19 protein-coding genes and 2 pseudogenes are annotated in these 21,661 nt (G+C 68.8%); 9 read left to right on the top strand and 12 right to left on the bottom strand.

Going from position 1 to position 21,661, the window contains the following annotated elements; genetic code table 11:
* Positions 1–173: 173 nt before the first annotated feature.
* Positions 174–989 (bottom strand): SDR family NAD(P)-dependent oxidoreductase, encoded by an 816-nt coding sequence (locus ABGB21_RS32895; protein WP_347681136.1) that lies wholly within the window; start codon positions 987–989, stop codon positions 174–176.
* Between the two features lie 147 nt (positions 990–1,136).
* Here ABGB21_RS32895 and ABGB21_RS32900 point away from each other — a divergent pair, with 147 nt between their 5' ends.
* Positions 1,137–2,006, top strand: a complete 870-nt coding sequence (locus ABGB21_RS32900; RefSeq protein WP_347681138.1) for a helix-turn-helix transcriptional regulator — start codon at positions 1,137–1,139, stop codon at positions 2,004–2,006.
* Between the two features lie 503 nt (positions 2,007–2,509).
* Positions 2,510–3,259, top strand: coding sequence for a class I SAM-dependent methyltransferase (locus tag ABGB21_RS32905; protein WP_347681140.1), 750 nt, complete (start codon positions 2,510–2,512; stop codon positions 3,257–3,259).
* Between the two features lie 246 nt (positions 3,260–3,505).
* Here the strand turns inward: ABGB21_RS32905 and ABGB21_RS32910 are convergent, their stop codons facing one another.
* The 4 genes and pseudogenes from ABGB21_RS32910 to ABGB21_RS32925 all read right to left on the bottom strand — a co-directional run.
* Positions 3,506–5,164, bottom strand: a complete 1,659-nt coding sequence (locus ABGB21_RS32910; protein WP_347681142.1) for an ABC transporter permease — start codon at positions 5,162–5,164, stop codon at positions 3,506–3,508.
* Positions 5,164–6,078, bottom strand: a complete 915-nt coding sequence (locus ABGB21_RS32915) for an ABC transporter ATP-binding protein (protein ID WP_347657843.1) — start codon at positions 6,076–6,078, stop codon at positions 5,164–5,166. Before ABGB21_RS32915 ends, ABGB21_RS32910 begins: the two co-directional genes overlap by 1 nt.
* A 90-nt stretch (positions 6,079–6,168) precedes the next feature.
* Positions 6,169–6,642 (bottom strand): hypothetical protein, encoded by a 474-nt coding sequence (locus ABGB21_RS32920; RefSeq protein WP_347657862.1) that lies wholly within the window; start codon positions 6,640–6,642, stop codon positions 6,169–6,171.
* A 33-nt stretch (positions 6,643–6,675) separates the two neighbouring features.
* A pseudogene (locus tag ABGB21_RS32925) lies at positions 6,676–6,861 on the bottom strand (helix-turn-helix domain-containing protein); the annotation flags it as partial.
* A 364-nt stretch (positions 6,862–7,225) separates the two neighbouring features.
* Between ABGB21_RS32925 and ABGB21_RS32930 the strand changes: the two are divergent.
* On the top strand, positions 7,226–8,818 hold the full coding sequence (locus ABGB21_RS32930) for a carboxylesterase family protein (RefSeq protein ID WP_347681166.1): 1,593 nt from the start codon (positions 7,226–7,228) through the stop codon (positions 8,816–8,818).
* A 55-nt stretch (positions 8,819–8,873) separates the two neighbouring features.
* Here ABGB21_RS32930 and ABGB21_RS32935 read toward each other — a convergent pair whose 3' ends face one another.
* The 3 genes from ABGB21_RS32935 to ABGB21_RS32945 form a co-directional block, all read right to left on the bottom strand.
* Positions 8,874–9,767, bottom strand: coding sequence for an RNA polymerase sigma-70 factor (locus ABGB21_RS32935; protein ID WP_347657844.1), 894 nt, complete (start codon positions 9,765–9,767; stop codon positions 8,874–8,876).
* Between the two features lie 283 nt (positions 9,768–10,050).
* The gene (locus ABGB21_RS32940; protein WP_347657845.1) at positions 10,051–10,434 is read right to left on the bottom strand and encodes a DoxX family protein; all 384 of its coding nucleotides are present in this window, start codon (positions 10,432–10,434) and stop codon (positions 10,051–10,053) included.
* Between the two features lie 134 nt (positions 10,435–10,568).
* Positions 10,569–11,753, bottom strand: a complete 1,185-nt coding sequence (locus ABGB21_RS32945) for an FAD-dependent oxidoreductase (protein WP_347657846.1) — start codon at positions 11,751–11,753, stop codon at positions 10,569–10,571.
* Positions 11,754–11,853: 100 nt separating this feature from the next.
* Here ABGB21_RS32945 and tnpA point away from each other — a divergent pair.
* From tnpA to ABGB21_RS32965, 4 genes and pseudogenes are all read left to right on the top strand, one after another.
* Positions 11,854–12,042 (top strand): annotated as a pseudogene (gene tnpA, locus ABGB21_RS32950) (IS200/IS605 family transposase); the annotation flags it as partial.
* 207 nt (positions 12,043–12,249) lie between these two features.
* The gene (locus tag ABGB21_RS32955) at positions 12,250–13,149 is read left to right on the top strand and encodes an ABC transporter ATP-binding protein (protein WP_347657847.1); all 900 of its coding nucleotides are present in this window, start codon (positions 12,250–12,252) and stop codon (positions 13,147–13,149) included.
* Complete coding sequence (locus tag ABGB21_RS32960; protein ID WP_347657848.1) at positions 13,146–13,943, top strand: ABC transporter permease subunit; 798 nt, start codon at positions 13,146–13,148, stop codon at positions 13,941–13,943. Before ABGB21_RS32955 ends, ABGB21_RS32960 begins: the two co-directional genes overlap by 4 nt.
* An 85-nt stretch (positions 13,944–14,028) precedes the next feature.
* Positions 14,029–15,153 (top strand): helix-turn-helix domain-containing protein, encoded by a 1,125-nt coding sequence (locus tag ABGB21_RS32965; RefSeq protein WP_347657849.1) that lies wholly within the window; start codon positions 14,029–14,031, stop codon positions 15,151–15,153.
* A 281-nt stretch (positions 15,154–15,434) separates the two neighbouring features.
* Here the strand turns inward: ABGB21_RS32965 and ABGB21_RS32970 are convergent, their stop codons facing one another.
* From ABGB21_RS32970 to ABGB21_RS32980, 3 genes are all read right to left on the bottom strand, one after another.
* Complete coding sequence (locus tag ABGB21_RS32970) at positions 15,435–16,109, bottom strand: TrkA family potassium uptake protein (protein ID WP_347657850.1); 675 nt, start codon at positions 16,107–16,109, stop codon at positions 15,435–15,437.
* On the bottom strand, positions 16,102–17,403 hold the full coding sequence (locus ABGB21_RS32975; protein ID WP_347681144.1) for a potassium transporter TrkG: 1,302 nt from the start codon (positions 17,401–17,403) through the stop codon (positions 16,102–16,104). The genes ABGB21_RS32970 and ABGB21_RS32975 overlap by 8 nt, the downstream gene beginning before the upstream one ends.
* A 333-nt stretch (positions 17,404–17,736) precedes the next feature.
* A complete protein-coding gene (locus ABGB21_RS32980; protein ID WP_347657852.1) occupies positions 17,737–18,126 on the bottom strand; it encodes a MarR family transcriptional regulator in 390 nt (129 codons plus the stop codon).
* Between the two features lie 151 nt (positions 18,127–18,277).
* Here ABGB21_RS32980 and ABGB21_RS32985 point away from each other — a divergent pair, with 151 nt between their 5' ends.
* Both ABGB21_RS32985 and ABGB21_RS32990 read left to right on the top strand, forming a co-directional pair.
* Positions 18,278–19,192, top strand: a complete 915-nt coding sequence (locus ABGB21_RS32985; RefSeq protein ID WP_347657853.1) for an ABC transporter ATP-binding protein — start codon at positions 18,278–18,280, stop codon at positions 19,190–19,192.
* Positions 19,185–19,973, top strand: coding sequence for an ABC transporter permease subunit (locus ABGB21_RS32990; RefSeq protein ID WP_347657854.1), 789 nt, complete (start codon positions 19,185–19,187; stop codon positions 19,971–19,973). Before ABGB21_RS32985 ends, ABGB21_RS32990 begins: the two co-directional genes overlap by 8 nt.
* Before the next feature lie 141 nt (positions 19,974–20,114).
* Here the strand turns inward: ABGB21_RS32990 and ABGB21_RS32995 are convergent, their stop codons facing one another.
* Positions 20,115–21,452: an amino acid permease gene (locus ABGB21_RS32995; RefSeq protein WP_347657855.1), complete on the bottom strand. Its 1,338-nt coding sequence runs from the start codon at positions 21,450–21,452 to the stop codon at positions 20,115–20,117.
* Positions 21,453–21,661: the final 209 nt, after the last annotated feature.

A 21,661-nucleotide genomic window follows, 5' to 3' on the forward strand; every position in this document is an offset into this window, starting at 1 on the left:
CGCCAGCAGTGGTCAGAGCCTCCTCGGAGAGAATCGCCGGGGAGGCTCTGACCACCACCGCCGGGTTCGCGGCTCCAGGCCGTACTCGCGCACCTGGTGGCGTTGACGGCGCGCCGGCACAAGGCGGGGCGCGGCGGCCTGGTGTGCTGCCGCCGAACCTTGCTGCTCGATCGTCAGGAGCGGTAGCGGGTCGCCAGTTGCGGGGACTGGCCGCCGAATGCGGCGAGGTCGGCGTCGAACACCCTCTGCAGGAGGTCGTTCTGCTCGACGCCCGGCGCGGTGACGGTCTCGCCGAGCTCAAAACCACGAAGACTCGCGGTGACGACGTCGGCCGCGCTCATCCGCGGGGCTGCGCTGAGGTCCATGCCCTGCCGTTCGTGGAACTCGGTCGCGACGACGCCCGGACAGAGCGCCTGGACGTGGATCCCGTGCGGCGACAGCTCGGCATGCAGCGTCTGCGACAGGGCGACGCTGTGCGCAAGGCTGGCCGCGTACACCGCACGGCGCAGCGGGACCTGCGCCAGGCTCGCCGGGCCGCTGAACGCGATCATTCCGGACACGTTGACGATCCGCCCGGCGCCACGGGCGACCATGCCGGGGACGATCGCGCGGGTCAGCAGGGTCGGCGCGAGCACCTTCACCCCGACCAGTTCGGCGGCCTGCTCCGGCGGGAGCTCGACGAACGCCTTGTAGTGCGCCACACCGGCGTTGTTCACCAGCATCGTCACCGGCCGGTCCGCGACCGCGGCGATCGCCTGCTCGATGCCGTCCCGTGTCGCCAGATCCGCGACCACCGTATGCACGGTGACATCGGGAAACTCGGCCTTCAATCCGTCGAGTCGCTCCCGCCGGCGCCCGACCGCGATCAGTGACACGCCCTGCGAGGCCAGCCGGCGCGCGTACTCGCGGCCGATCCCGGAGGACGCACCAGTCACTACTGCCAGCCCAGTCACAGTTCTTCCCTTCGTTCGCAGCCGCGTTCGCGGCATTGAGAACGCCCGCACCTCCGATGGGAAGCCGGTCGCGCTTGATCTGCCACCAATGGTGGTCTCGCCGCCGTCACCGCGGGTATGCCCCCGGGACAGTGGTCCCCGCAGGGCTACGACCAGCCCTGATCCGGGATCTACGATCGAGACATGGCTTCCGGCAAGAACATGCTCGGCGACTACCTGCGCGCCCACCGCGCGCAGGTACGCCCCGATCAGGTCGGCCTGCCCGTTACGGGTAACCGCCGGGTACCGGGCCTGCGCCGGGCGGAGGTGGCCCTCCTCGCGGGGATCAGCCCCGACTACTACCTCCGCCTCGAGCAGGGCCGCGACCGGCACCCCTCGCCGCAAGTTCTGGAAGCCCTCGCTCGCGTCTTCGGGCTCGACCCGACCGGAACCGCCTACCTGCTCTCCCTCACCGAGCAGTCCCCGGCACGGGCAGGCCGGCGGCCGCGCGAAACCGTCCCGGAGGGCATCCGGAAGCTCCTGGTATCCCTACATCTGCCCGCTTTTGTCGAGGGCCGCTATCTCGACGTCCTGGACGCCAACCCGCTGGCCACCGCGCTCTCGCCCCGGCTCGCCCCAGGGGAGAACCGTCTTCGCGCGGTCTTCCTCGACCCTGACGAACAAGCCCTCTACCCGGACTGGGACGACACGACCGCCCGGCTCGTCGCCGGCTTCCGCCGCTCCGTCGGGACCGACACCAACGACACCAGATTCGTCCAACTGGTCGGCGAACTCTCCCTCGCCAGCGAACGGTTCCGGACCCTCTGGGCACAGCACGACGTCCAAGCCCAGCAGAACTGGCCGGTCACCATCGATCACCCCCTCGTCGGGCCGCTCACCCTCAACCGCGCGAAGCTCATCGTCGGCGACACCGCGCAGACCCTCGCCCTTGCCGTCTACCACCCCGACCCGGGAACCGACAGCGCCGACAAGCTCGCTCTGCTCGCCTCCTACACAGCCTCCGTACCGGTCGGCGTTCCCCCGAGAAAAACGCCACACCGTCAGGAAGCGTGACCGGATGCCGCGCGACAAGCGATGCCCCGCCCAAGGCGCCCTCGAATCAACTGCCGCCCGCTCCGTCCGACCGGGCCGCACGGGGCCAACCCGCGGCCCGGGGCCCGGCGAACCACGTGCTCTCAACGTGCGCCCGCCCAACGGAACACAACGAGAATGACTCGTTACCGGAAATCCGGTGACGAGCCGCATGGCCTGCTTATAGCTGGCGGGCGGTACCGGGGCTGGACCAATAACCTCTTCCGCGTCAAGGAACGATCCGCAGTTCTCTGGGCAGCGCCAATGTCATGGCGACCGGTCGGCGCTGTGACGATCGGGGCAGCTCAGAGGGGTGAGTGCCGCTCAGCGCCGTGGGGAAAGTCCGCCTACTCCAATCCACTCCCCACACCAGGACAACAGCGCGGCGAAGTGGCTGTCATAGCCGATGGCAGTACGTCGCGGCGCCCGCGAGGCGCGTCGTCAATACAGTTGACGCACCATCACCATGCCAGGATCATCCCCTTGTGGATCGCACGACGCACTCGAACCGGATTGCCTGGGAAACAGCGTCGCAGAAGTATGTGCGCGAGTACGAGGATCTCTTGGCACAGGCGGCGGCCGGCTCGTCACTGATCGAGACGGAACGTGAGCTGTTGCACGACGTACTGGCCCGTTCGCCGGAGGTCGTGCACCTGCAGAGCGGCCACGGCCTGGAGGACGTGGCGCTTGTACAGGCCGGCGCGAGGTCGGTGGTCGGTATTGACTACAGCGCGGTGGCTGTTGACGCGGCGCAACGGCGGGCCGCAGAGGTCGGTGTCGCCTGCCGGTACGTTGTTGCGGCAGTGCCCGAGCTGCCGTTGGCAGGCGCGAGCGCCGATCTCATCTACACGGGCAAAGGCGCGCTGATCTGGATGCGCGACCTGGCGGCGTGGGCTAGCGACATCGTGCGCGTGCTGCGACCGTCGGGGCACCTGTTTGTCTACGAAGCGCATCCGGCGGTGCCGCTGTGGACGTGGGACACCGACCAGCCACGCATTCGCCCGGATAGAAGCTATTTCGGCCGAAGTCACGTCAACGACACCTTCCCCGCCAACGGTGCGGTGGAGTGGCAATGGACCCTCGGCCAGATCGTCACCACTGTGGTCGCGGCCGGGATGGAGCTCCTGCATCTCGCCGAGTATCCCGAGCCGTTCCGGAGTCCGGACGATGTCGCGGCGGCCGCGTGGGAGGGCCGTTTGCCGAACTCGTTCTCCCTGCTCGCTCGCCGCCCTTGAGAACTGCCGAGGGAGACGTACTCGTCAATCGACGCGTTGGCGCACTCATTTGCCACCGACCGAGCGCGGCCGCCGCCACGAGTCCTCCCTGAGCATTCGGACGGCGGCCATCACATTGAAGCTATTCAACCGTGCCAGGTGTCGCAGGTGGTGAGGGCGTTCGTGGAACAGCCGCCGCCCTCACCACCTCGTCTTCGTCACCGCGTGGGCCGAACGGCTTGCCGTCGCGACGATGGTGTCGTCCCGTCAGGCGGAGCTGGTCAGGTCGCGTCGGCGGAACGCGGCCACGGCCGTCCGGGCGACCGCAGCGGCGAGCACGGTCAGGACGAGTACGGCGGCGATACGGACCTCGTCGAGTGGGTACTCCCCGATGTGTTCGAACGGCGACAGGTGTACGGCGCCAGCGGGGATGTCGAGGATCGGTGCGAAGAAGCCGACGATCAGGGCGTATCCGAGGACTGCCCAGATCGCCGGCAGCAGCCGTGGCGCAGCCGCGTACAGGAGGGCGGCGGCGGTGAGGACGAACCAGACCGCCGGGGTATGGGCAACGTGCCCGACGATGAGGTCGCCGATCAGTGCGGCGTCACCGGTGCTCACCGCCGCCCCGATCCCCATTCCGGCGCCGGCGACGAGAAGCAGCCAGGGCACGCCGACGGCGGTGACGGCGAGATGGCTGCCGATCCAGGCGGGGCGGCTGACGGCGGTCGCGAGAATGGGCTCGGTACGGCCGCCGGTTTCCTCACCGCGTAGAGCGTGCACGGCGAGTATGGCGAAGATCGCGACGGTGAACGCCATGGTCAGGCCCATCAGGCCGAGGAAGCCAGCCAGCATGTCCTGCGAGCCTCCCATCACCGCCACGAGGTCTTCGGGTGCGTCGGCGAAGCCGTCGAGTATCGGCTGGGTGAACGATCCGTAGGCGAGGCCGCTGACGAGCAGGGCGGCGCTCCAGCCGATCAGGCTGGCCCGTTGCAACCGGAAGGCGAGCGCGAGCGGACCAGCCAGCCAGCCGGCGGCACGGGGGGAACCCGGGCGCGGCGGGATCAGGCCCGCACCGAGATCGCGGCGCGCCGACAGCGTGAAACCCACGGCGGCGGTCGCCGCCGCGAACGCCAGCGAGATGGTCAGTGGCCACCAGCGGTCGTGGACGTACGGGGCGGTCTGCTGGGACCAGCCGATCGGCGACAGCCAGGACAACCACGAGGGACCGTTACCCTGCACCGCTGCCATGTCGCCCAGGCCGCGTAGCAGGAAGGTCGCGCCGAGGACGGCACCGGCGATGCCGCCAGCCGCCCGAGGGTATTCCGACAGTTGGGCGGTGACCGCCGCGACCGCCGCGAAGGCCAACCCCACGGCGCCGATGGCGGCGCCGAACAGCAGCGACCCGCCCACACCGTAGCCGAGGGCGGTCATCAGCCCGCCGACCAGCAGCGCGACCAGCACGCCCATCACGGCGGCGAGGGTCAGCGCGGCGGTGAGCTGGGCGTGTCGGCCGACGGCGTTGGCGCGAACCAGTTCGGCCCGGCCGCTGCGCTCCTCCGCCCGGGTGTGCCGGACGACGGTGAGCAACCCCATCAGTGCGGCGCCGACGAACATGTAAAGCCCGTACTGGCCGGCGAGGAACCGCTCGATGGTCAACTCGTCGAACCCGAAACCGGGCCCGCCGAACAGGGCACCCGCCGGGCTGCCGGAGAACGCACTCAGCCCTTCGAGGTCCTCCGGGCTCTGGACGACGCCACCGATCGCGGTCGAGTAGTAGGTCATCATCAGCGTCAGCCCGAGCGTCCACGCGGGAAACCGGATCCGGTCGCGCCGCAGCATGAAGCGCAGGAGCGTGCCGGTCCCGGTGAGCACCGTCCCAGAGGGACCGGCGGCACGCGTGGGCTGGTCGGCATCCACGGTAGGCATCACGCCACCTGCCGGGCAGCGTCGTCGCGAAGCCGGTCGTCGTAGTGGCGCAGCAGCAGCTGCTCCAGCGTCGGCGGGCGGGCGGTCAACCCGTGCACACCGAGTTCGCCCAACTGCCGCACCACCGTGGCGAGGTGGTCGCCCTCGACCTCGAAGCGGACGTGGCCGTTCTCGGTCCGCAGGTCGTGCACGCCGGGAAGGCTGGCGAGCGCGTCGGCGGGCCGGTCCGTGATCGCCTCGACCGAGGTACGGGTCAGGTGACGCAGTTCGGCCAGCGAGCCGGTCTCGACGATCCGGCCCTGCCGGATGATCGAGATCTGGTCGGCGAGAACCTCGACCTGGGCAAGGATGTGGCTGGACAGCAGGACGGTCCGGCCGGCGGCCTTCGCCTCCCGGATGCAGTCCTGGAACACCGCTTCCATCAGCGGGTCCAGTCCGGCGGTGGGCTCGTCGAGCAGAAGCAACTCGACGTCACTGGCCAGCGCGGCGATCAGGGCCACCTTCTGCCGGTTACCCTTCGAGTACGTCCGCCCCTTCTTGCTCGGGTCCAGATCGAACCGTTCACACAGCTCGTCCCGCCGGGCGGAGTCGGTGCCGCCGCGGAGCCGGGCGAACAGATCGATCGCCTCACCGCCGGTCAGATTGGGCCACAGCTCCACGTCACCGGGTACGTAGGCGAGCCGGCGGTGCAGCGGCACCGCGTCCGTCCACGGGTCGCGGCCGAGCATGCGGACCTGGCCGGAGTCCGCCCGCAGCAGTCCGAGCAGGACCCGGATGGTGGTGGACTTGCCGGCGCCGTTCGGGCCGAGGAAGCCGTGCACGTGGCCGGTTTCGACCGACAGGTCGAGCCCGTTCAGCGCCTTTACCCGGCCGAAGGACTTGTCGAGGTGTTGGATGTCGATGGCAGCAGTCATGGTCGTATGTCCCGTTCGAAGGCAGCCCTGAGCACTCGCTGGGCAACGTGTCGTCGGATGGTGAGGAGAAGCCCACGCGGGGCGTGGTGATTACCGTGCGGCCGTGGCCGCGTCACCGTCCGACGGCGGATCCGGGACGTACATCAGGTAGTCGTCGAGCATCGACCGGTCGACAAGCAACCCCTGGCTGAAGAGCTCCAGGGCGGGCAGGGTGATCTCCTCCACGTACCGGCGGAACAGCGTACGGAACGACTCAGGTCCCACTGCCGCACCGTGCACGCTGAACCACAACACCATGCCGCCCGTCGCCTGGTAGGCCAGGTACCGCGTACGGGCAGCCCGGTCGCGGCTGGGCCGGATCACCCCGGCCGCCTCCCCCGCGGCCAGGTACGCTTCGGCGTCGGTGATCATCTGCTCGATCAGCGTCATCGCCAGGTCGCCGCCGGCCTGCAGGCTGCGCAGCAGATACCGCACCACTGGTGCGAATTGCTCGACCTCGGCCAGCTGCGCCATGAACATCGCCGCTGTGCCGTCGGTCAGCGCCTTCGTCTTCTGCTCACGCATGACCGCCAGGGCATGCTCGTCGCATGCGCGACGCAACCCGGCCTTCGAACCGAAGTGGTGGATGACCAGGCCGGCGGTCACACCAGCAGCTGTGGCGATCGACCGCAGCCCGACATGGAAGCCGTCACATCCGAACCGCTCGATGGCAGCATCGAGGATCCGATCAGCGGTGAGGACGTCGCCATCCCGCTCGCCGGGAACCACGCCGGCCGATGCCATACCAACACATTAAACACCCGTTCAATCCGGCGCAACGGTCGGAGCGGCACGGCGGGCCGGGCATGCGGCCGGCGCATACTGACCAGCCATGCCCGGGCGGCCTCCAACCGAATCGTCCCGTGGGGACCGCCGAGCCCTGGGAGGACCGCTCCCCCTTGCCGAGGTTCGGCAGGCAACAACCCCGGCCCCTGTCGGAACATCGACCTGGAAAGACGGGTGAGCCGGGGCGAGGGTGGTCGGCATGGTCACGTTTCGCCACACGGCTGCAAGAACCGGCATCTCACTCCCGCGTACCACCGACGAGGAGCAGGTCAGCGTCAACCGGAGAACGCTTCTCGGGGCGGGTCTTGCCCTTCCGCTGGTGATGTCCGCTGGCCATCCCGCTGCGGCGGGCCCGCATTCGAGTCCCCGAACCGATCCGGTCATCCGCACCACCTGCGGCAGGTTGGAAGGGACAAAGGAAGCCGGGCTCTTCGTCTTCCGTGGTGTGCCCTACGCCGAGCCTCCGACCGGGGACCGGCGGTGGCTGCCGCCGCAGCCGAAGAAGCGGTGGCACGGCGTACGGTCAGCCAAGACCTTCGGCGCGGTCGCACCGCAGCACAGGCAGCCGCCCAGTGAATTCGCCGGGGCATACCTGACGGTGCCCGGCGAGCGCAGCGAAGACTGCCTCTTCCTGAACGTCTGGGCACCCGGTCTGGACAATGCCCACCGGCCCATCATGTTCTGGATCCACGGCGGCGGATACGAGTACGGCTCCGGCGGACAGCCCAACTATGACGGCAGCTCGCTGGCCCGCCGCGGGGACGTAGTCGTCGTGACGGTCAACTTCCGGCTCGGCGCGCTCGGCTATCTCAACCTCAACGAGGTGACCGGCGGCCGGATCCCGTCCACCGGCAACGAGGGCCGACTCGACCTGATCGCCGCACTCCAGTGGATACACGAGAACGCCCGCTCGTTTGGCGGCGACCCGGACAACATCACGGTTTTCGGCCAGTCCGCGGGCTCGGTGGACTGCGCGTTCCTGATGGCCTCCCCGCCCGCCAGGGGCCTGTTCCGTCGGGTGATCCTGCAGAGCAGTGCCGGACACACGGCCCAGACCGTGGAACGGGCAGCACTCGTTGCGGAGATCTACCTCAACTCCCTCAAGATCAGACCTGGTGACGTGGAGGCGATCCGAGCGCTCACGCCGCAACAGATGGTCCAGGCGTCCTCCGCCATCGTGCCGCACATGGCGGCCGTCGACCCGCACCTCGGCGCGATGCACTATCTTCCGGTCATCGACGGGGTCAACCTGCTTGAGCGGCCGATCGACGCAATCCGCAACGGCGCCTCGTCCGATGTCTCGCTGCTCGCCGGGTCGCAGCTCGACGAACATCGGCTGGCCCTGGGACAGGGTGCACTGCCCCCGATGACCGAGGAGCAACTCATCCAACAGCTCGGGATCCTCATCCCCGCCGAGCATGTCCAGCGGCTGATTGACACGTACCGTCCGTTGATGGCCGCCCGAGGGAAGGCCTGGACCAGCCCGTTTGACCTGCACATGGCGATCGAGGGCGACCGGGCGGTGCGGATGCCGACAATTCGGATCGTGGAGGCGAAGCGGCACCACCCTGTTGCCGCCTACCACTTCCTCGGCACCTATCCGGCCCCGATCCTGGACGGCCTCCTGGGCTGCTGTCACGCGCTCGACCTGGGACTCGTCTTCGGCACCCACGACGAGCGTTTCAACGGCACCGGTCCGGCGATCGACGCGTTGTCGGTCAACATCCAGGACGCCTGGCTGGCCTTCGCCCATACTGGCGACCCCTCGAACAGCCGGACCGGGCGTTGGTCGACGTACGGGACGAAGCGGCGCACGATGCTCCTCGACCACCGTCCGCAACTGGTGGAGGACCCCTTCGCCGCCGAACGACTCGCATGGAAGCACTTTCCGGACGAGAGGCTCGGCCTGCTGTAGCCATGCCCGGGCAACCGCGAGCCTGAATCCCGGGTCCCCGCTCCGGCATCGGTGTTCACCGCAGGGTGAGCGGGGTCTCGGTTTCGACGCGGGTCAGCTTCTCCGGGTTGCGGACGTAGTAGATGCCGGCGATGCGGGCGCCCTCGACACGGATGACCATAATGCCGTCGATCTCGCCGTTCAGGCGTACGAGGAGTGCCGGGTTGCCGTTGACCACGGTCGGTTCACCGGTGAGCCTGCCTTCGACCCTGCCCAGACCACCGAAGAACATCCGGACCACCTTCTCGGCGCCGATGACCGGCCGCAGCGCGGCGTGCTTGACACCGCCACCGTCGCCGACCAGAACAACGTCGGGGGCGAGCACGTCGAGGAGGCCCTGCAGGTCCCTGGTTTCGACCGCGCGTTGGAACGCGGCCAGAGCCGCCCGGGTCTCGATGGGGGAGACGACCTGGCGGGGGCGGCGGGCGTCAACGTGCTGGCGGGCGCGATGCGCGATCTGATGGACGGCCGCGGGGCTCTTGCCGACGGCGGCCGCGATCTCGCCGTAGCTGACATCGAAGACCTCGCGCAGTACGAAAACGGCACGTTCGGTCGGTGACAGTGTCTCCAGGACGATCATGAGTCCCATGGACACGCTCTCGGCGAGCGCGACGTCCTCGGCCACGTCCGGGGCGGTGAGCAGCGGATCGGGCAGCCAGGGGCCCACATAAGCCTCCTTCCGGCGTTTCATTGCGCGTAGCCGGTTGAGCGACTGCCGGGTGGTGATCCGAACCAGGTAGGCACGCTGGTCGCGCACATGCTCCGCGTCCACCTTGATCCATCGCAGCCAGGTTTCCTGGAGGACGTCCTCGGCGTCGGCCGCCGATCCGAGCATCTCGTACGCGACGGTGAAGAGCAGGTTCCGATGGGCGACGAAGGTGTCGGTCGCCGGGTCAGTGGTGTCGCTCATGTCTCGACCCTTCATCCTCGCCGCCGGCCCTGGTCGCCGAAGGCCTTCGATCGTGTATCAACAGCGAAGCCCTGATCCTGGCTCGGCTGGCCGTGCTGCTGACGAGGTTCCCGTCTCGTCCCGACCGGCGACGCCGCGTTCGTCCCTCGACCGGGTTTGTCGGGTGCGTTCGGCCGGGGAGCAGCCAATTGTTCCGACCGAAGCAAGCCGCCACCACCGGGCGGCCCGGGCTTCCGGATGATCCGCGCCGACACCACACCGCCCCGCCAGCAGCACATCATCGTCAGCCGGTGAAGGGCTCAAGGCTGAAGCGGCCCCAGGCGATGAAGGCGGCAAGCGCGACGTAGCCCAGGTTCACCATCACCAACCTGAGCTGGCCAAGGCGGACGTGGATGATCGCCGCGCCGACCATGAGCAGCACCCAGCAGACGGCGGTCACCGGCACCATGAACGGTGCGATGTCGAGCACGGCGGGTAGGACCAGACCAACCGCAGCCAGGAGTTCGAGGACCCCGATGGTCTTGATGAAGCCGACGCTGGCGTGTCTGGTCCATTCTCCGCCATTCAGCGCAGCCAATCTCTCCCTGGCTACGAACACCTTGGTGATGCCCCCGGTCAGGGAGACTGCCGCCAGCAGCCCGGTAGCAATCCAAAGAGCGACGTTCATGCGTTTCCTTGCCTTGTCTAGGTGGCTTCGGTGACCCGGGGCCCGCCGACACAGGCCGGAGCTCCCACGGGACACCCTCGGTGTTTGGCAGTCGTTCGAACTGGGATCGCCGACCCGTGACCCGGGCTGTTTGTTCAGCGGTTGGCCGGCGCCCCGCCGCGCTTGGCCCGCAGCAACTCCTGGCGCTTGTCATCCTTGACCCAGGTGAGCGAACCGGGCTTACGTGCCTCGTTCGCCAGATGCTTGACGGTGTGCTGACAGACGAACTCCTTGAGCTTCGCGCCCGGGCCTCCGCCGATGTGCAACCCGTTCGCGTTGTCGTCCCTGGAGGCGAACTGGAAGATGCCGGCGCGACGCCCCAGGCTGATGCACTGGCCGAAGAATCCCAGGTTGATGGGCGTTGGCTGCGTACCCGCGATCCGGGCCAGCACGGTGTCGGCGGCGTGCGCGCCGATCCTCGTCGCGGCCTGGCAGCTCATCCGGAACGGCAGGTCCGACGGGGCCGCCGAATCCCCGGCCGCGACGAGGCGTACGTCGTCCACGCTCGTCAACGTCTCGTCGGTAAGCAGGCGGCCCAGCGCGTCGGTGCTCAGCCCGCTGCGGACGGCCAGGTCCGGCACGCCGAACCCGGCGGTCCAAATGGTCACCGCACTGGGCAACTCGCGGCCGCCCGCGAGCCGCACGGTGTCGCGAGTCACCGCAGTCACCTTCGCGCCGGGGCCGTCGAGCACGGTCACGCCGAGCCTGGCCAGCCGCTTGGCAACCGAGCGCCGACCTCGGGCGTGCAGATACGGACCGAGTACCCCGCCGCAGACCAGGGTCACGGTACGACCCGCCTCCGCCAGTTCGGCGGCGGTCTCGATGCCGGTTGGACCGGCTCCGACAACCGTCACCGGCGCGGTTGAGACAGCAGCATCGACGACCGGCCGCAGCCGCTGTGCCTCCTCCAGGGTGGCAATCGGGTAGGCGAACTCGGCCGCTCCGGGAACGCTCAGGCCGGCGCTGCCACTGCCCACGGCGTAGATCAGATAGTCGTAGCCGACCGTGCCGCCGGCTGCCAGCGTCACGCCGCGACCGGCCGCGTCGATCTGGGTCACCGTGTCGACCACCAGCCGGACGCCCTCGGCAAGGACCTCTCGGTAGTCGACGACCGCGTCGTCCGACCCGCCCACCACCTGGTGCAGGCGAATCCGCTCGACGAACATCCGACGGGGATTGATCAACGTCACGCCCACATCGTCGCGCCGCGTCAGGCGATTGGCCGCCATGACACCGGCGTACCCGCCACCAACCACCACCACCTTGGTGTTCCCAGCCATAGTGACTCCTCCGTTTCCAGGGGTTCCGCCTCAAGACACCGCGGAACCGAGCGTCCTGACGGCGTGTGAGGCAGACCACTCCACAGCCGTGACTCGCCACGCCCAGCTGGTCAACAGCCTCAAGGGCGTGTCGGCCCGCTACCTACGCAAGGAGTTCGACGCCCACCTGTCCCGATACCTGTGGGGCGGACACCTGTGGTCGCCGTCGTACTTCGCCGGCTCCTGCGGCGACGCGCCGCTGACCGTCGTACGCGAATACATCGAGAACCAGAAACGTCCCGGCCCGTGACCGCGTTCCTCCCGGCCGTGAACGTGCACGGCGGGGTTCCCGCCTTGTCCGTTGCTGAAATTCGGCAACGAACACTGCCCGGATCTGTCCCGACATCGGCCTGGAAACCCGCTGGGGGCGAGACAAGGCTGCCGGCATGGTGGAAATCCGTCGCGCGCCGGCCAGGGCCGACACGTCACTACTACACATTGGGCGAGGGGATGTCTCGTGAACTCGGTGATCGAGGCCCGGGGCCTGACGAAGTTCTACGGCGGTCGCCGCGGGTTGGAGGATCTCGATCTGCGGGTCCAGCCGGGTGAGGTGTTCGGGTATCTCGGTCCGAACGGAGCTGGGAAGACGACCACGATCCGGCTGCTGCTGGACTTCATCCGTCCCACCCGGGGCACCGCCACGGTGCTCGGCGCCGTACCCCGGCACGGCGTCGACACCCGACGCCGGATCGGTTACCTCCCGGGCGAGCTGGCGTTCGAGGGTCGGGAACGGGTGGCTGACCTGCTGAGGTTCTTCGGCGACGCCCGTGGCGGCGTCTCCGCCCGACACATCGCCGAATTTGCGGAGCGGTTGGAACTGGACCTGTCCCGCAGGATTCGCGGCCTGTCGAAGGGCAACAAGCAGAAGGTCGGCCTGGTGATGGCGTTCATGCACGAGCCGGAGCTGCTGATTCTCGACGAGCCGACCACCGGCCTGGACCCGCTGATGCAGCAGGAGTTCCTGAAGATGGTCCGCGAGGCCCGCGCGAACGGGCAGACGGTGTTCATGTCCTCACACGTACTCGCCGAGGTGCAGACGGCGGCCGACCGGGTCGGCATCGTCCGCGCCGGCCGGCTGGTCGCCGTCGAGCGGGTCGAGTCGCTGGGCAGACGAGCCGTCCGCCAGGTCGAGGTGCACTTCGCCGAGCCGCCGGCGGCGGCCGACTTCACCGGCCTGTCGGGCGTCACCGACGTCTCCGTGGAAGGACCTGTGCTGCGCTGCACCGTCGACGGGCAACTCGACCCGCTGATCAAGGCCCTCGGGCGACACACCGTCGTCGACCTCATCAGCACCGAACCCGACCTGGAGGAAACCTTCCTCAGCTATTACCACCAGTCCGAGGAGACGACGTCGTGATCCCCAGCCTGATCCGCAAGTCCCTGCGTGACTACCGGCGAGCCGTCGCCGGCTGGATGATCGGCATAGGCGTTTTTGTCACCATCTACGTCTCCTCCTGGTCCCAGTTCAAGGGCGATCCGGAGGCCGCCGAGTCCGCTGCCGACCGCATCCCGCAGGGGATGCAGACCGCGCTGGCGTTCCAGGACCTGTCCAGCGGTGCCGGCTACCTGCAGGCCGTCATCTACACCGTGTTCGTACCGCTACTGCTGATCATGGCTGCGACCGTTTTCGGCGCCCGCGCGATCGCCGGGCCAGAGGACGCCGGCGTGCTCGATCTGTTGCTGGCCAACCCGATCAGCCGCCGCCGGTTCGTCCTGCAGCGCTTCGCCGCCCTCACCGTCGCGGTGGTCGCCGTCGGCGCGGTCGTCTGGCTGCTCGTCCTCGCCCTCGCCGCTGCGCTGGAGATGAACGTCGGCGCCAGCAGGATCAGCGCCGCCTCCCTCGGCCTGCTGCTGGTCGGGCTCTGCTTCGGCACCCTCGCCCTCACCGTCAGCGCGTTCGTCGGACGACGTCCCGTCGTGCTGGCCACCACCGGTAGCGTCGCCGTTGCCACGTACCTGCTGCACGCCCTCGGTAACCAGTTCGACGCCGTCCGCCCGCTGCGCTGGCTCTCGCCTTTTCACTACTACCTCGGCGCCGACCCGCTCCACACGGGCTTCCACGTCGGCTACCTTCTCGTCCTGGCCGGCATCATCGCGGTTCTTGTCGGGGCGGCCGCCGCAGCGTTCGAGCGACGCGATCTCGCCGTCTGACGTCTCGTCCGGTGCCGGCGGGCGTCGTCGGCACCGGACGGAGCAAGCCGCCCGTGACCATAGAGTTCTCGCCGTGGAGCCCGCCGTGAGTGACGAGCCGTCCAGTTCACCAGCTGAGGTCGGCACGCTCGACGTGCCAGCCGAACTGCTGCACGGCTACCTCGACACCCTCGCCACCGCCGCAGCGACCGGTCGACGCCCGCAACGCGCCGACCTCGACGCGTGCCGACGCCACGGAGAGCGGGCCGCCGACCTCAACATCACCCTGCGCACCCTCACCGCCGCCTACCTGCACGCCGCCGAGACCCTCCTGCCCACCCTGCCCGGCATCGCCGACGCACCCACCCCCAGCGCCGCCCGCGCCGCCGCCACCGCCGTCTGGAACGCGGCTCGGCGACTCCTCGACGCCGCCGCGGAGGGGCACGAACGCTCGCACCTGCACGCCGCCCGCCGCGACCACGCCGCCCGCCGCGAGTTCATCAACGACCTGCTCTACGGTCACGGCCACCCCGGGCGGCTCGCCGAACACGCCCACCGCTTCGCGGTCCAACTCGCCGGCCGACACCAGGTCATCGTCGCCCGCGCGGCCACCACGTTCACCGACCCTGTGCTCGAGCGCGTCGAGGCAGGGCTCACTTCCCGGTTCGGCAGCCGGAACATCCTGACCACCACCCACGAGGGTTTGCTGATCTGCATCACCCCAGCCGCGCTTCGTGGCACCACCGGCGAGATCGCCCACCACCTACTCACCGCCCTCGGCACCGACAACCGGTGGCAGATCGGCGTCGGCCGCCCCCACCCAGGCCCAAGCGGCATCCAACAGTCCTATGAAGAGGCCCGCGACACCCTGCAACTCGCCGACCGACTCGGCCTCACCACCCCCGTCCTACGCGCCGCGGACCTGCTCGTCTTTCCCGTCCTCCTCCGCGACCGCGCCGCGATCACCGACCTCGTCCACACCGTTCTCGCTCCCCTGACCGAAGCCCGAGGGGGCGCCATCCCGATCCTCGACACCCTGACCGCCTTCTTCGCCTGCCACGGCAACACCACCGCCACCGCCCGGCAACTACACATCAGCGCCCGCACCGTCGCCTACCGGCTCGACCGGGTCCGTCACCTCACCGGGTACGACCCCGACGACCCCACCCAACGCTTCACCCTGCAAGCCGCCGTACTCGGCGCCCGCCTACTCGACTGGCCCGAGCCGTAGGACCTGTGGCGAAACCAGGGGTGCTGCCATCGGCAGGCCGGAACCCACAGCGCGAAAGGTTCACCGCCGGTGGTGGTACCTGCCGAAGTTCGGTGCCGCCGGCGTGGAGTAGATCGTGACGCCTGGTTGCTGCCCCTCCAGAGCGGTCTGCCGATCATCGACGGACCCGCTGGCGTTCTGCCCGGGGAGATCCTCCGTGCGCTCGAGGCGCAGCGGCCGCTGTGGTGCGTCCGGGCACGGAACACGTCCTGCGCGGGCAAACGCCGCGCCGGTCCGTCTGATCAGTGGGCGTTGGCGAATCGCTCGACGTCGCTGATCCGGCCCACCACGAGGACGATGTCGCCGTACATCAACACGGTTTCCGGGGTGGCGTAGGTGAATGTGGCTTCCCGTCCGTCGGCCTGTCTCTTGACGGACACGACGGTCACGCCGTACCGGCTGCGGAGCCGGGACTGGCGCAGCGGGACGCTGACCGCATCCCGCGGAGGTTTGGTTTTGACCATGGCGTAGTCGTCGTCGACCTGGATGTAGTCGAGGATGCGGCCGGTGAGCAGGTGGGCGACCCTCTCTCCCATGTCGTGTTCGGGTAGCACCACGTGGTGGGCGCCGATCCGTTGCAGGATCTTGCCGTGCTGCCGGCTGATCGCCTTGGCCCAGATGTCCGGGATTTCCAGATCGACCAGCAGCGAGGTGGTCATGATGCTGGCCTCGACGTCGGTGCCGATCGCCACGACCACGCGGGGGAACTCCGGTACGCCGAGTTGCCGCAACGTCTCGATGTCGGTGGTGTCGGCGGTCACGACGTGCGGCAGTTGCCCGGCGAAGCTCTGTACCACCTTCGGCCGGTGGTCGACGGCGAGCACCTCGGTGCCCTGGCGGTGCAGTTCCAGGGCGAGCGCACCGCCGAAACGACCGAGCCCGACCACCACGACCATCTCTTCCGTTTCGTCAGCCAACGATCGTCCTTTCCTCGGGAAGTTCGAACCGGCGGGTGCGTTCCCGCAGCGCGAGCGCGGAGGCGAGTGTCAACGGTCCGGTGCGGCCCAGGAACATCAGCCCGACGAGGAGCAGCGCCGCGGCCGGCGGCAGATCGGTGGTGATGCCGGTGGACAGGCCGACGGTGCCGAAGGCGGAGACCACCTCGAACAGCACCCGGTCAAAGCTGTGGGCGGTCAGGGCCAACAGTACGAACGTGGAGACCGTCACCGCACCGATTCCCAGCAGCGCGACGGTGAGCGCCTGGCGTTGGTTGGTTTCCGGAATCCGGCGGCGGCCGACGTTGACCCTGGTTTCGCCGCGCATCTCCGACCAGATGACAAACGCGAGCAGTCCGAAGGTGGTGACCTTGATGCCACCCGCGGTGCCAGCGCTGCCTCCGCCGATGAACATCAGCACATCGGTGGCGAACAGGCTCTCCGGGCGCAGCGCCGACACGTCGATGCTGTTGAACCCGGCCGTGCGGGTGTTGACCGAGTGGAAGAAACCGGCGAGTAGTTTGGCCGGCGCGTCCAGCCGGCCAAGGGTCGCCGGGTTCGCGTACTCGGCGAGGGTGAACACGGCGGTGCCGGTCGCAAGGAGCGTCACGGTGAGAAACACGGTGATGCGGGTCATCACCGACCACGTCCTGGGGCGCCGCCAGTTCCGAGCGAGTTCGAACACCACCGGGAACCCGAGACCTCCGATGATGATCGCCGATGCCACGGTCAGGGTGACCCACGGGTCGGCGACATAACGCACCATGCTGTCGCTGTTGAGGGAGAAGCCGGCGTTGTTGAATGCCGACACCGCATGGAAGACCCCGTGGTAGGCGGCACTTCCAAACGGTTCGTGGTAGCCGACCGCGAACCTGACAGTCAGCACTGCCGCTGCGATGGCCTCGCTGACCAGACTGAACAGCACGATGTTGCGGACCAGGCGGCGGATGTCACCCAGCCCGAGGGTCTTCATCTCCACCTGGGCCAGCAACCTGCCCCGCAGGCCGAGTCGCCCGGCGAGCAGCACCGTGAACATGGTCGCCAGCGTCATGATCCCCAGCCCGCCGGCCTGGATCAGTGCCAGGATGACGATCTCGCCGAACCTGGACCAGTGACCGCTGGTGTCTACCGTGACCAGCCCGGTCACACACACCGCCGAGGTGGCGGTGAACAGGGCGTCAACCAGCGCGGTCCGCTGTCCCGACTCTGTCGCGGTCGGCAACGACAGCAACGCGGTGCCGACCGCGACCGCGGCGGCGAACCCGCCCACGACCACCTGGGTTGGCTGTTGAAACTGAGCCAGCACACTCAGTCGTAAGCGTCGACGCCACCTTCGCACTCGGTCTCCCAGCCGTTGCCAACCCCATCACGCCCGCAGGAAGGCTCGCGTCTGCGGAACTGCCCGGACGACCCTAGCCTGACCACATCTGTCGATGCCGAAGGCGGCTGCTCACGAGGCGTCCGGACGCCGCGGCCGCCACCGCTCGGCGTTGCGACGACTGATGTCACTGGACCACCAGACGAAGACCGGTTGTCGGGCCCATGACGACCGCCAGGAGTCCGGCGCCGTCGCCGTCTTCGGCGTCGCACCAGCCGTCTCATGACGTGGCTAGTGGCTCGATCTCTGGGCCTTCCACCGGTCGATCACGGCCGGCAGCTCTCGCCACAGGTAGTCGTAGAAGTCCCGCATCTCGGACAGGCGGCGACCGGCCGCGCTGTCCTCACCGGTGGCCGTGATGCCCTGCTCGGCGGCCTCCCGCATCACCTTCACCAGCTGGTTCTGCTCCGACATCAGGGTCGCCCAGGCGCCCTCGCGGAAGCGGAAGTGTTCCCGGCGGCTGCCGGGTGCGGGCACCCTCTCGATCAACCCCACCGAGGTCAGTGACTTCAACGCCGTCGAGACGCTGCCCGAACTGATGGTCAGCAGTTCGGTGAGCTCGCCCGCGGTCAGCGTGTCCCGCTCCGTGAAAAGCAGCGTCGCCAGCACACGCGCGGTCATTCGTTGCATCCCCCCTTGGCTGAGGGTCAGGGCAAGGCGCTCCGCCGAATCACTTAAGGCTGACACTCCGGTCCTCCCGTCACTCGTCTTGACGAAATCCTAACAGCTTCGAAGTTTCAGAAATCTCTGAAAGTTTGATACTGTGGCGGTCATGGGAGACGTGATTCAGCTGGAGAAGCTGACCAAGACGTACGGAACCCGCCGCGGGTTGGTCGGGCTGGACCTGGCGGTGGCCGAGGGCGAGGTGTTCGGCTACCTCGGCCCGAACGGTGCCGGGAAGTCCACCACCATCCGGCTGCTGCTGGACCTCATCCGCCCCACGAGTGGCCAGGCCCGGCTGTTCGGCCGTGACGCCCGCGAGCCCGCCGTCGAACTCCACCGTCGGATCGGCTACCTCGCCGGCGACTTCGTGGTCAACCCCCGCCAGCGGGTCGGCGAATGCCTGACCTTCCTGGCCCACCTGCGAGGCGGCGTACCCCGGGCGCGGATCGAAGAACTCGCCGCCCGCCTCGATCTCGACCTGACCGCCAGAATCAAGGCACTGTCCAAGGGAAACCGGCAGAAGGTCGGCCTGGTCCAGGCGTTCATGCACCGCCCCGACCTGCTGATCCTCGACGAGCCGACCTCCGGACTCGACCCGCTCGTCCAACAGACCTTCCTCGACCTCGTCCGCGAGGCCAAGGCCGCCGGACAGACCGTCTTCATGTCCTCGCACATCATGACCGAGGTCGAGGCCGTCGCCGACCGGGTCGGAATCATCCGGGAAGGCCGCCTCGTCGCCCTCGACACCGTCGCCCGGCTCCGCGACCACGCCCTACACCGGTTCGAGATCACCTTCACCGACCCGGTCGACCAGGCCGCCCTCGCCACACTCCCCGGCATCTCCGACCTGACCATCGACGGCCCGACCGCGCGGTTCGCCCTGGCCACCGACCCCAACGAACTGATCCAGGTCCTCGCCCGACACCAGGTCGCCAGCCTGCGGGCCAGCGAACCCGACCTCGAAGAGCTCTTCTTCGCCTACTACCAGACCACCGAAGCCGCCAAGGAGCCCAGCCGTGCCTAACGTCCTGACCAAGACCCTCTGGGACTCCCGCCGCAGCCTCACCGGCTTCGCCGTCGGCACCGCTCTGGTCGGCACGATGTACGCCGGCTTCTATCCGCAGGTCGCCGACGGGGCGATGGGCCAGGCCGTCGAAGGCTTCTCCCCCGCTCTGCGCGAAGCCCTCAACATGGAAGACATCGCCAGCGCCGCCGGCTACCTTGGCTCCAGCGTCTTCGGCATCATCGTGCCCCTGATCGCCGTCATCTACGGCATTGCCACCGGCACCCGCGCCATCGCCGGCGACGAGGAAGCCGGCTACCTCGACCTCCTCCTCGCCCACCCGGTCAGCCGCACCAGACTCCTGCTCCACCGCTGCGCCGCGCTCGCCATCGGCGCCAGCGCCCTCGCCGGCCTCGTCCTGCTCGCCATGCTCGCGGTCCGCCCCGGCGCCCAACTCGACACCATCAGCATCGGACAGTTCGCCGCCCAGTGCGCGGCACTGGCACTGCTCTCCACCGTCTTCGGCAGCATCGCCATCACCGTCGGCGCCGCCACCGGCAGCCGCGCCGCCGCACTCGCCGGCAGCGCCGGCGTCGGTGTCCTCGCCTACGCCGCGAACACCTTCGCCGCCCAGATCGGCGCCGACGGCCTCCGCTACGCCTCCCCGTTCCACTACTACATCGGCAACGAACCCCTGCGTAACGGCTTCCAATGGGCCGACCTCGGCATCCTCGCCGCAGCCATCGCCGTACTCGTCCTCATCGCCACCACCGTCTTCAACCGCCGCGACCTGACCAGCTGAACCACGCCACCCCGTCCCGCCGACCACCGACAGGCCGGCGGGACAACCTCTCGCACCGGATCCGCGCTCTGGCGCAGTACCTCGCGGGGCGGGCCGACGCCACCAGCAACCAGGTCCCACCTCCGGCCAAATGCCCCGGACCTAGCCGGACTCCGCGCTCGCGTGACGGATTCCGCGCGGGCGTCCGGATCGCACCCAGAGCCAGTACAGGCCGGCGGCGATGAGCAACGCCGCTGCGAGGGAGACGAGTGGATCACCTCGGGAGAGGTTGACCAGCAGGGTGAAGGCGACCCCGACGGCGGCGAGCAGGTTGATCACCAGCAGTGTTCGGCGCCGCTCACGGCGGGAGAAGACGGCCATCGCGCCGAGTCCGGCGAGGAAACTGAGGAACACCGAGACGGCATAGAACAGGACGAGCTCCTGATCACGGCCGCCTGCCGCGATGGTGAGCAACGCTGACACGACCATGAACAACAGCACTCCCCAGACCGGGGTGTGGCGGGAGTTCGTGCGGGCCAGCACGGCGGGCAGGATTCCCAAGGTGCTTCCGTCGGATTGCCGTTGTCGGGCCAGTGCTTTCAGCAAGCCGGGGCCCGCCTGGAAGGACGAGCTGGCGGCGGCGAGCAGCAGGAGTGTGGTCACCAGTTGGAACGCGGCGAAGACCGGGGCCGGGGCGGCGACCCGGGCCAGTTCGGCGACCTGCGTGGTGTCCGGGTGCGGGACGCCGACCCGCAGCCGGACCGCCTGGGTGGTCAGGCCAAGAGTGATGATCCCGACGATGCCCAGGGTCGTCCAGAGGGTGACCCGGCCGAAGCGGCGCCGTCCGGCGTCGTCGAGTTGGCCGAGCTGGGCGATCGCCGATGAGGGCGCCTCGACCCCGGTGGCGAGGGCCATGGCGACCGGGAACGCCAACGCGACAGCCAACAGCGCCGGACGGGGCTCCACGGCGGTGACCTGTCCGGTCGGGTGCGGGGTGGCCTGGGTCGCGTAGCCGATGACGACCACCGCGACGCCGACGAACGCGACCGTCATCAGCGCGAACACGGCCCGGCCGAGATGACCGAACCAGGTCAGCCCGCCGACCCCGACGATCAGCAGCAGCGCCAGGGGAACCCGGAACGACGCCAGGCCGGGCATGAAGGCGATCAACGCGGCGGCCCCGGCGGACGCGCTGACTGCGATGGTCAGGACGAAGTCCACGATCAGCGCCCCGATCGGGATGAACGCCCACGCCTCACCGAAGGCCTCCCCAGCGGCAGAGGCGGCGCCCCCGCCCTGCGGATAACGGGCGACCAACTGGTGATAGTTCAGGATCACCAGCCCGATCAGGCCCACGACGAGAGCCATCGTCGGAAGAAGCAGCGACAGGTCGGCGTCCAACGCCCGCAAGGCCGCCTCGATCGCGTAGGCCACCGAGGACACCGGATCGGCCATCACCGCGAACGCGAACGCGAACAACAGGACCGGCCGGCTGTTCAACCAGCCTGCCCTGTAGTCCGCCGCTGGGCGCGGGCGCCGCCGAGGACCAGGCAATGGGCAACCCCTCCGACACAAGACGGCCGTCACCGCACTCGGACCAGAATCAACGCCATATGTCCAGCTAATGATTATTATGCTGGTTTAAATTTGGTTTGGGCCTGGTACGGGAAGTCTCGTCTTACGAGAGGTCTCGTCGTCGGTCGCGCCGG

The organism is Plantactinospora sp. B24E8 (genome assembly GCF_039871735.1).
In the GTDB taxonomy this organism is placed as follows: Bacteria; Actinomycetota; Actinomycetes; order Mycobacteriales; family Micromonosporaceae; genus Plantactinospora.

What these genes read in the sequence shown, in the direction of transcription:
- ABGB21_RS32915 (WP_347657843.1), bottom strand. Translation starts at nt 6,078, where the DNA reads ATGACTGCTGCCATCGACATCCAACACCTCGACAAGTCCTTCGGCCGG.
- ABGB21_RS32940 (WP_347657845.1), bottom strand. Translation starts at nt 10,434, where the DNA reads ATGAACGTCGCTCTTTGGATTGCTACCGGGCTGCTGGCGGCAGTCTCC.
- ABGB21_RS32935 (WP_347657844.1), bottom strand. Translation starts at nt 9,767, where the DNA reads ATGAGCGACACCACTGACCCGGCGACCGACACCTTCGTCGCCCATCGG.
- ABGB21_RS32980 (WP_347657852.1), bottom strand. Translation starts at nt 18,126, where the DNA reads ATGACCGCGCGTGTGCTGGCGACGCTGCTTTTCACGGAGCGGGACACG.
- ABGB21_RS32985 (WP_347657853.1), top strand. Translation starts at nt 18,278, where the DNA reads ATGGGAGACGTGATTCAGCTGGAGAAGCTGACCAAGACGTACGGAACC.
- ABGB21_RS32895 (WP_347681136.1), bottom strand. Translation starts at nt 989, where the DNA reads ATGCCGCGAACGCGGCTGCGAACGAAGGGAAGAACTGTGACTGGGCTG.
- ABGB21_RS32910 (WP_347681142.1), bottom strand. Translation starts at nt 5,164, where the DNA reads ATGCCTACCGTGGATGCCGACCAGCCCACGCGTGCCGCCGGTCCCTCT.
- ABGB21_RS32930 (WP_347681166.1), top strand. Translation starts at nt 7,226, where the DNA reads ATGTCCGCTGGCCATCCCGCTGCGGCGGGCCCGCATTCGAGTCCCCGA.
- ABGB21_RS32945 (WP_347657846.1), bottom strand. Translation starts at nt 11,753, where the DNA reads ATGGCTGGGAACACCAAGGTGGTGGTGGTTGGTGGCGGGTACGCCGGT.
- ABGB21_RS32900 (WP_347681138.1), top strand. Translation starts at nt 1,137, where the DNA reads ATGGCTTCCGGCAAGAACATGCTCGGCGACTACCTGCGCGCCCACCGC.
- ABGB21_RS32920 (WP_347657862.1), bottom strand. Translation starts at nt 6,642, where the DNA reads ATGCGTGAGCAGAAGACGAAGGCGCTGACCGACGGCACAGCGGCGATG.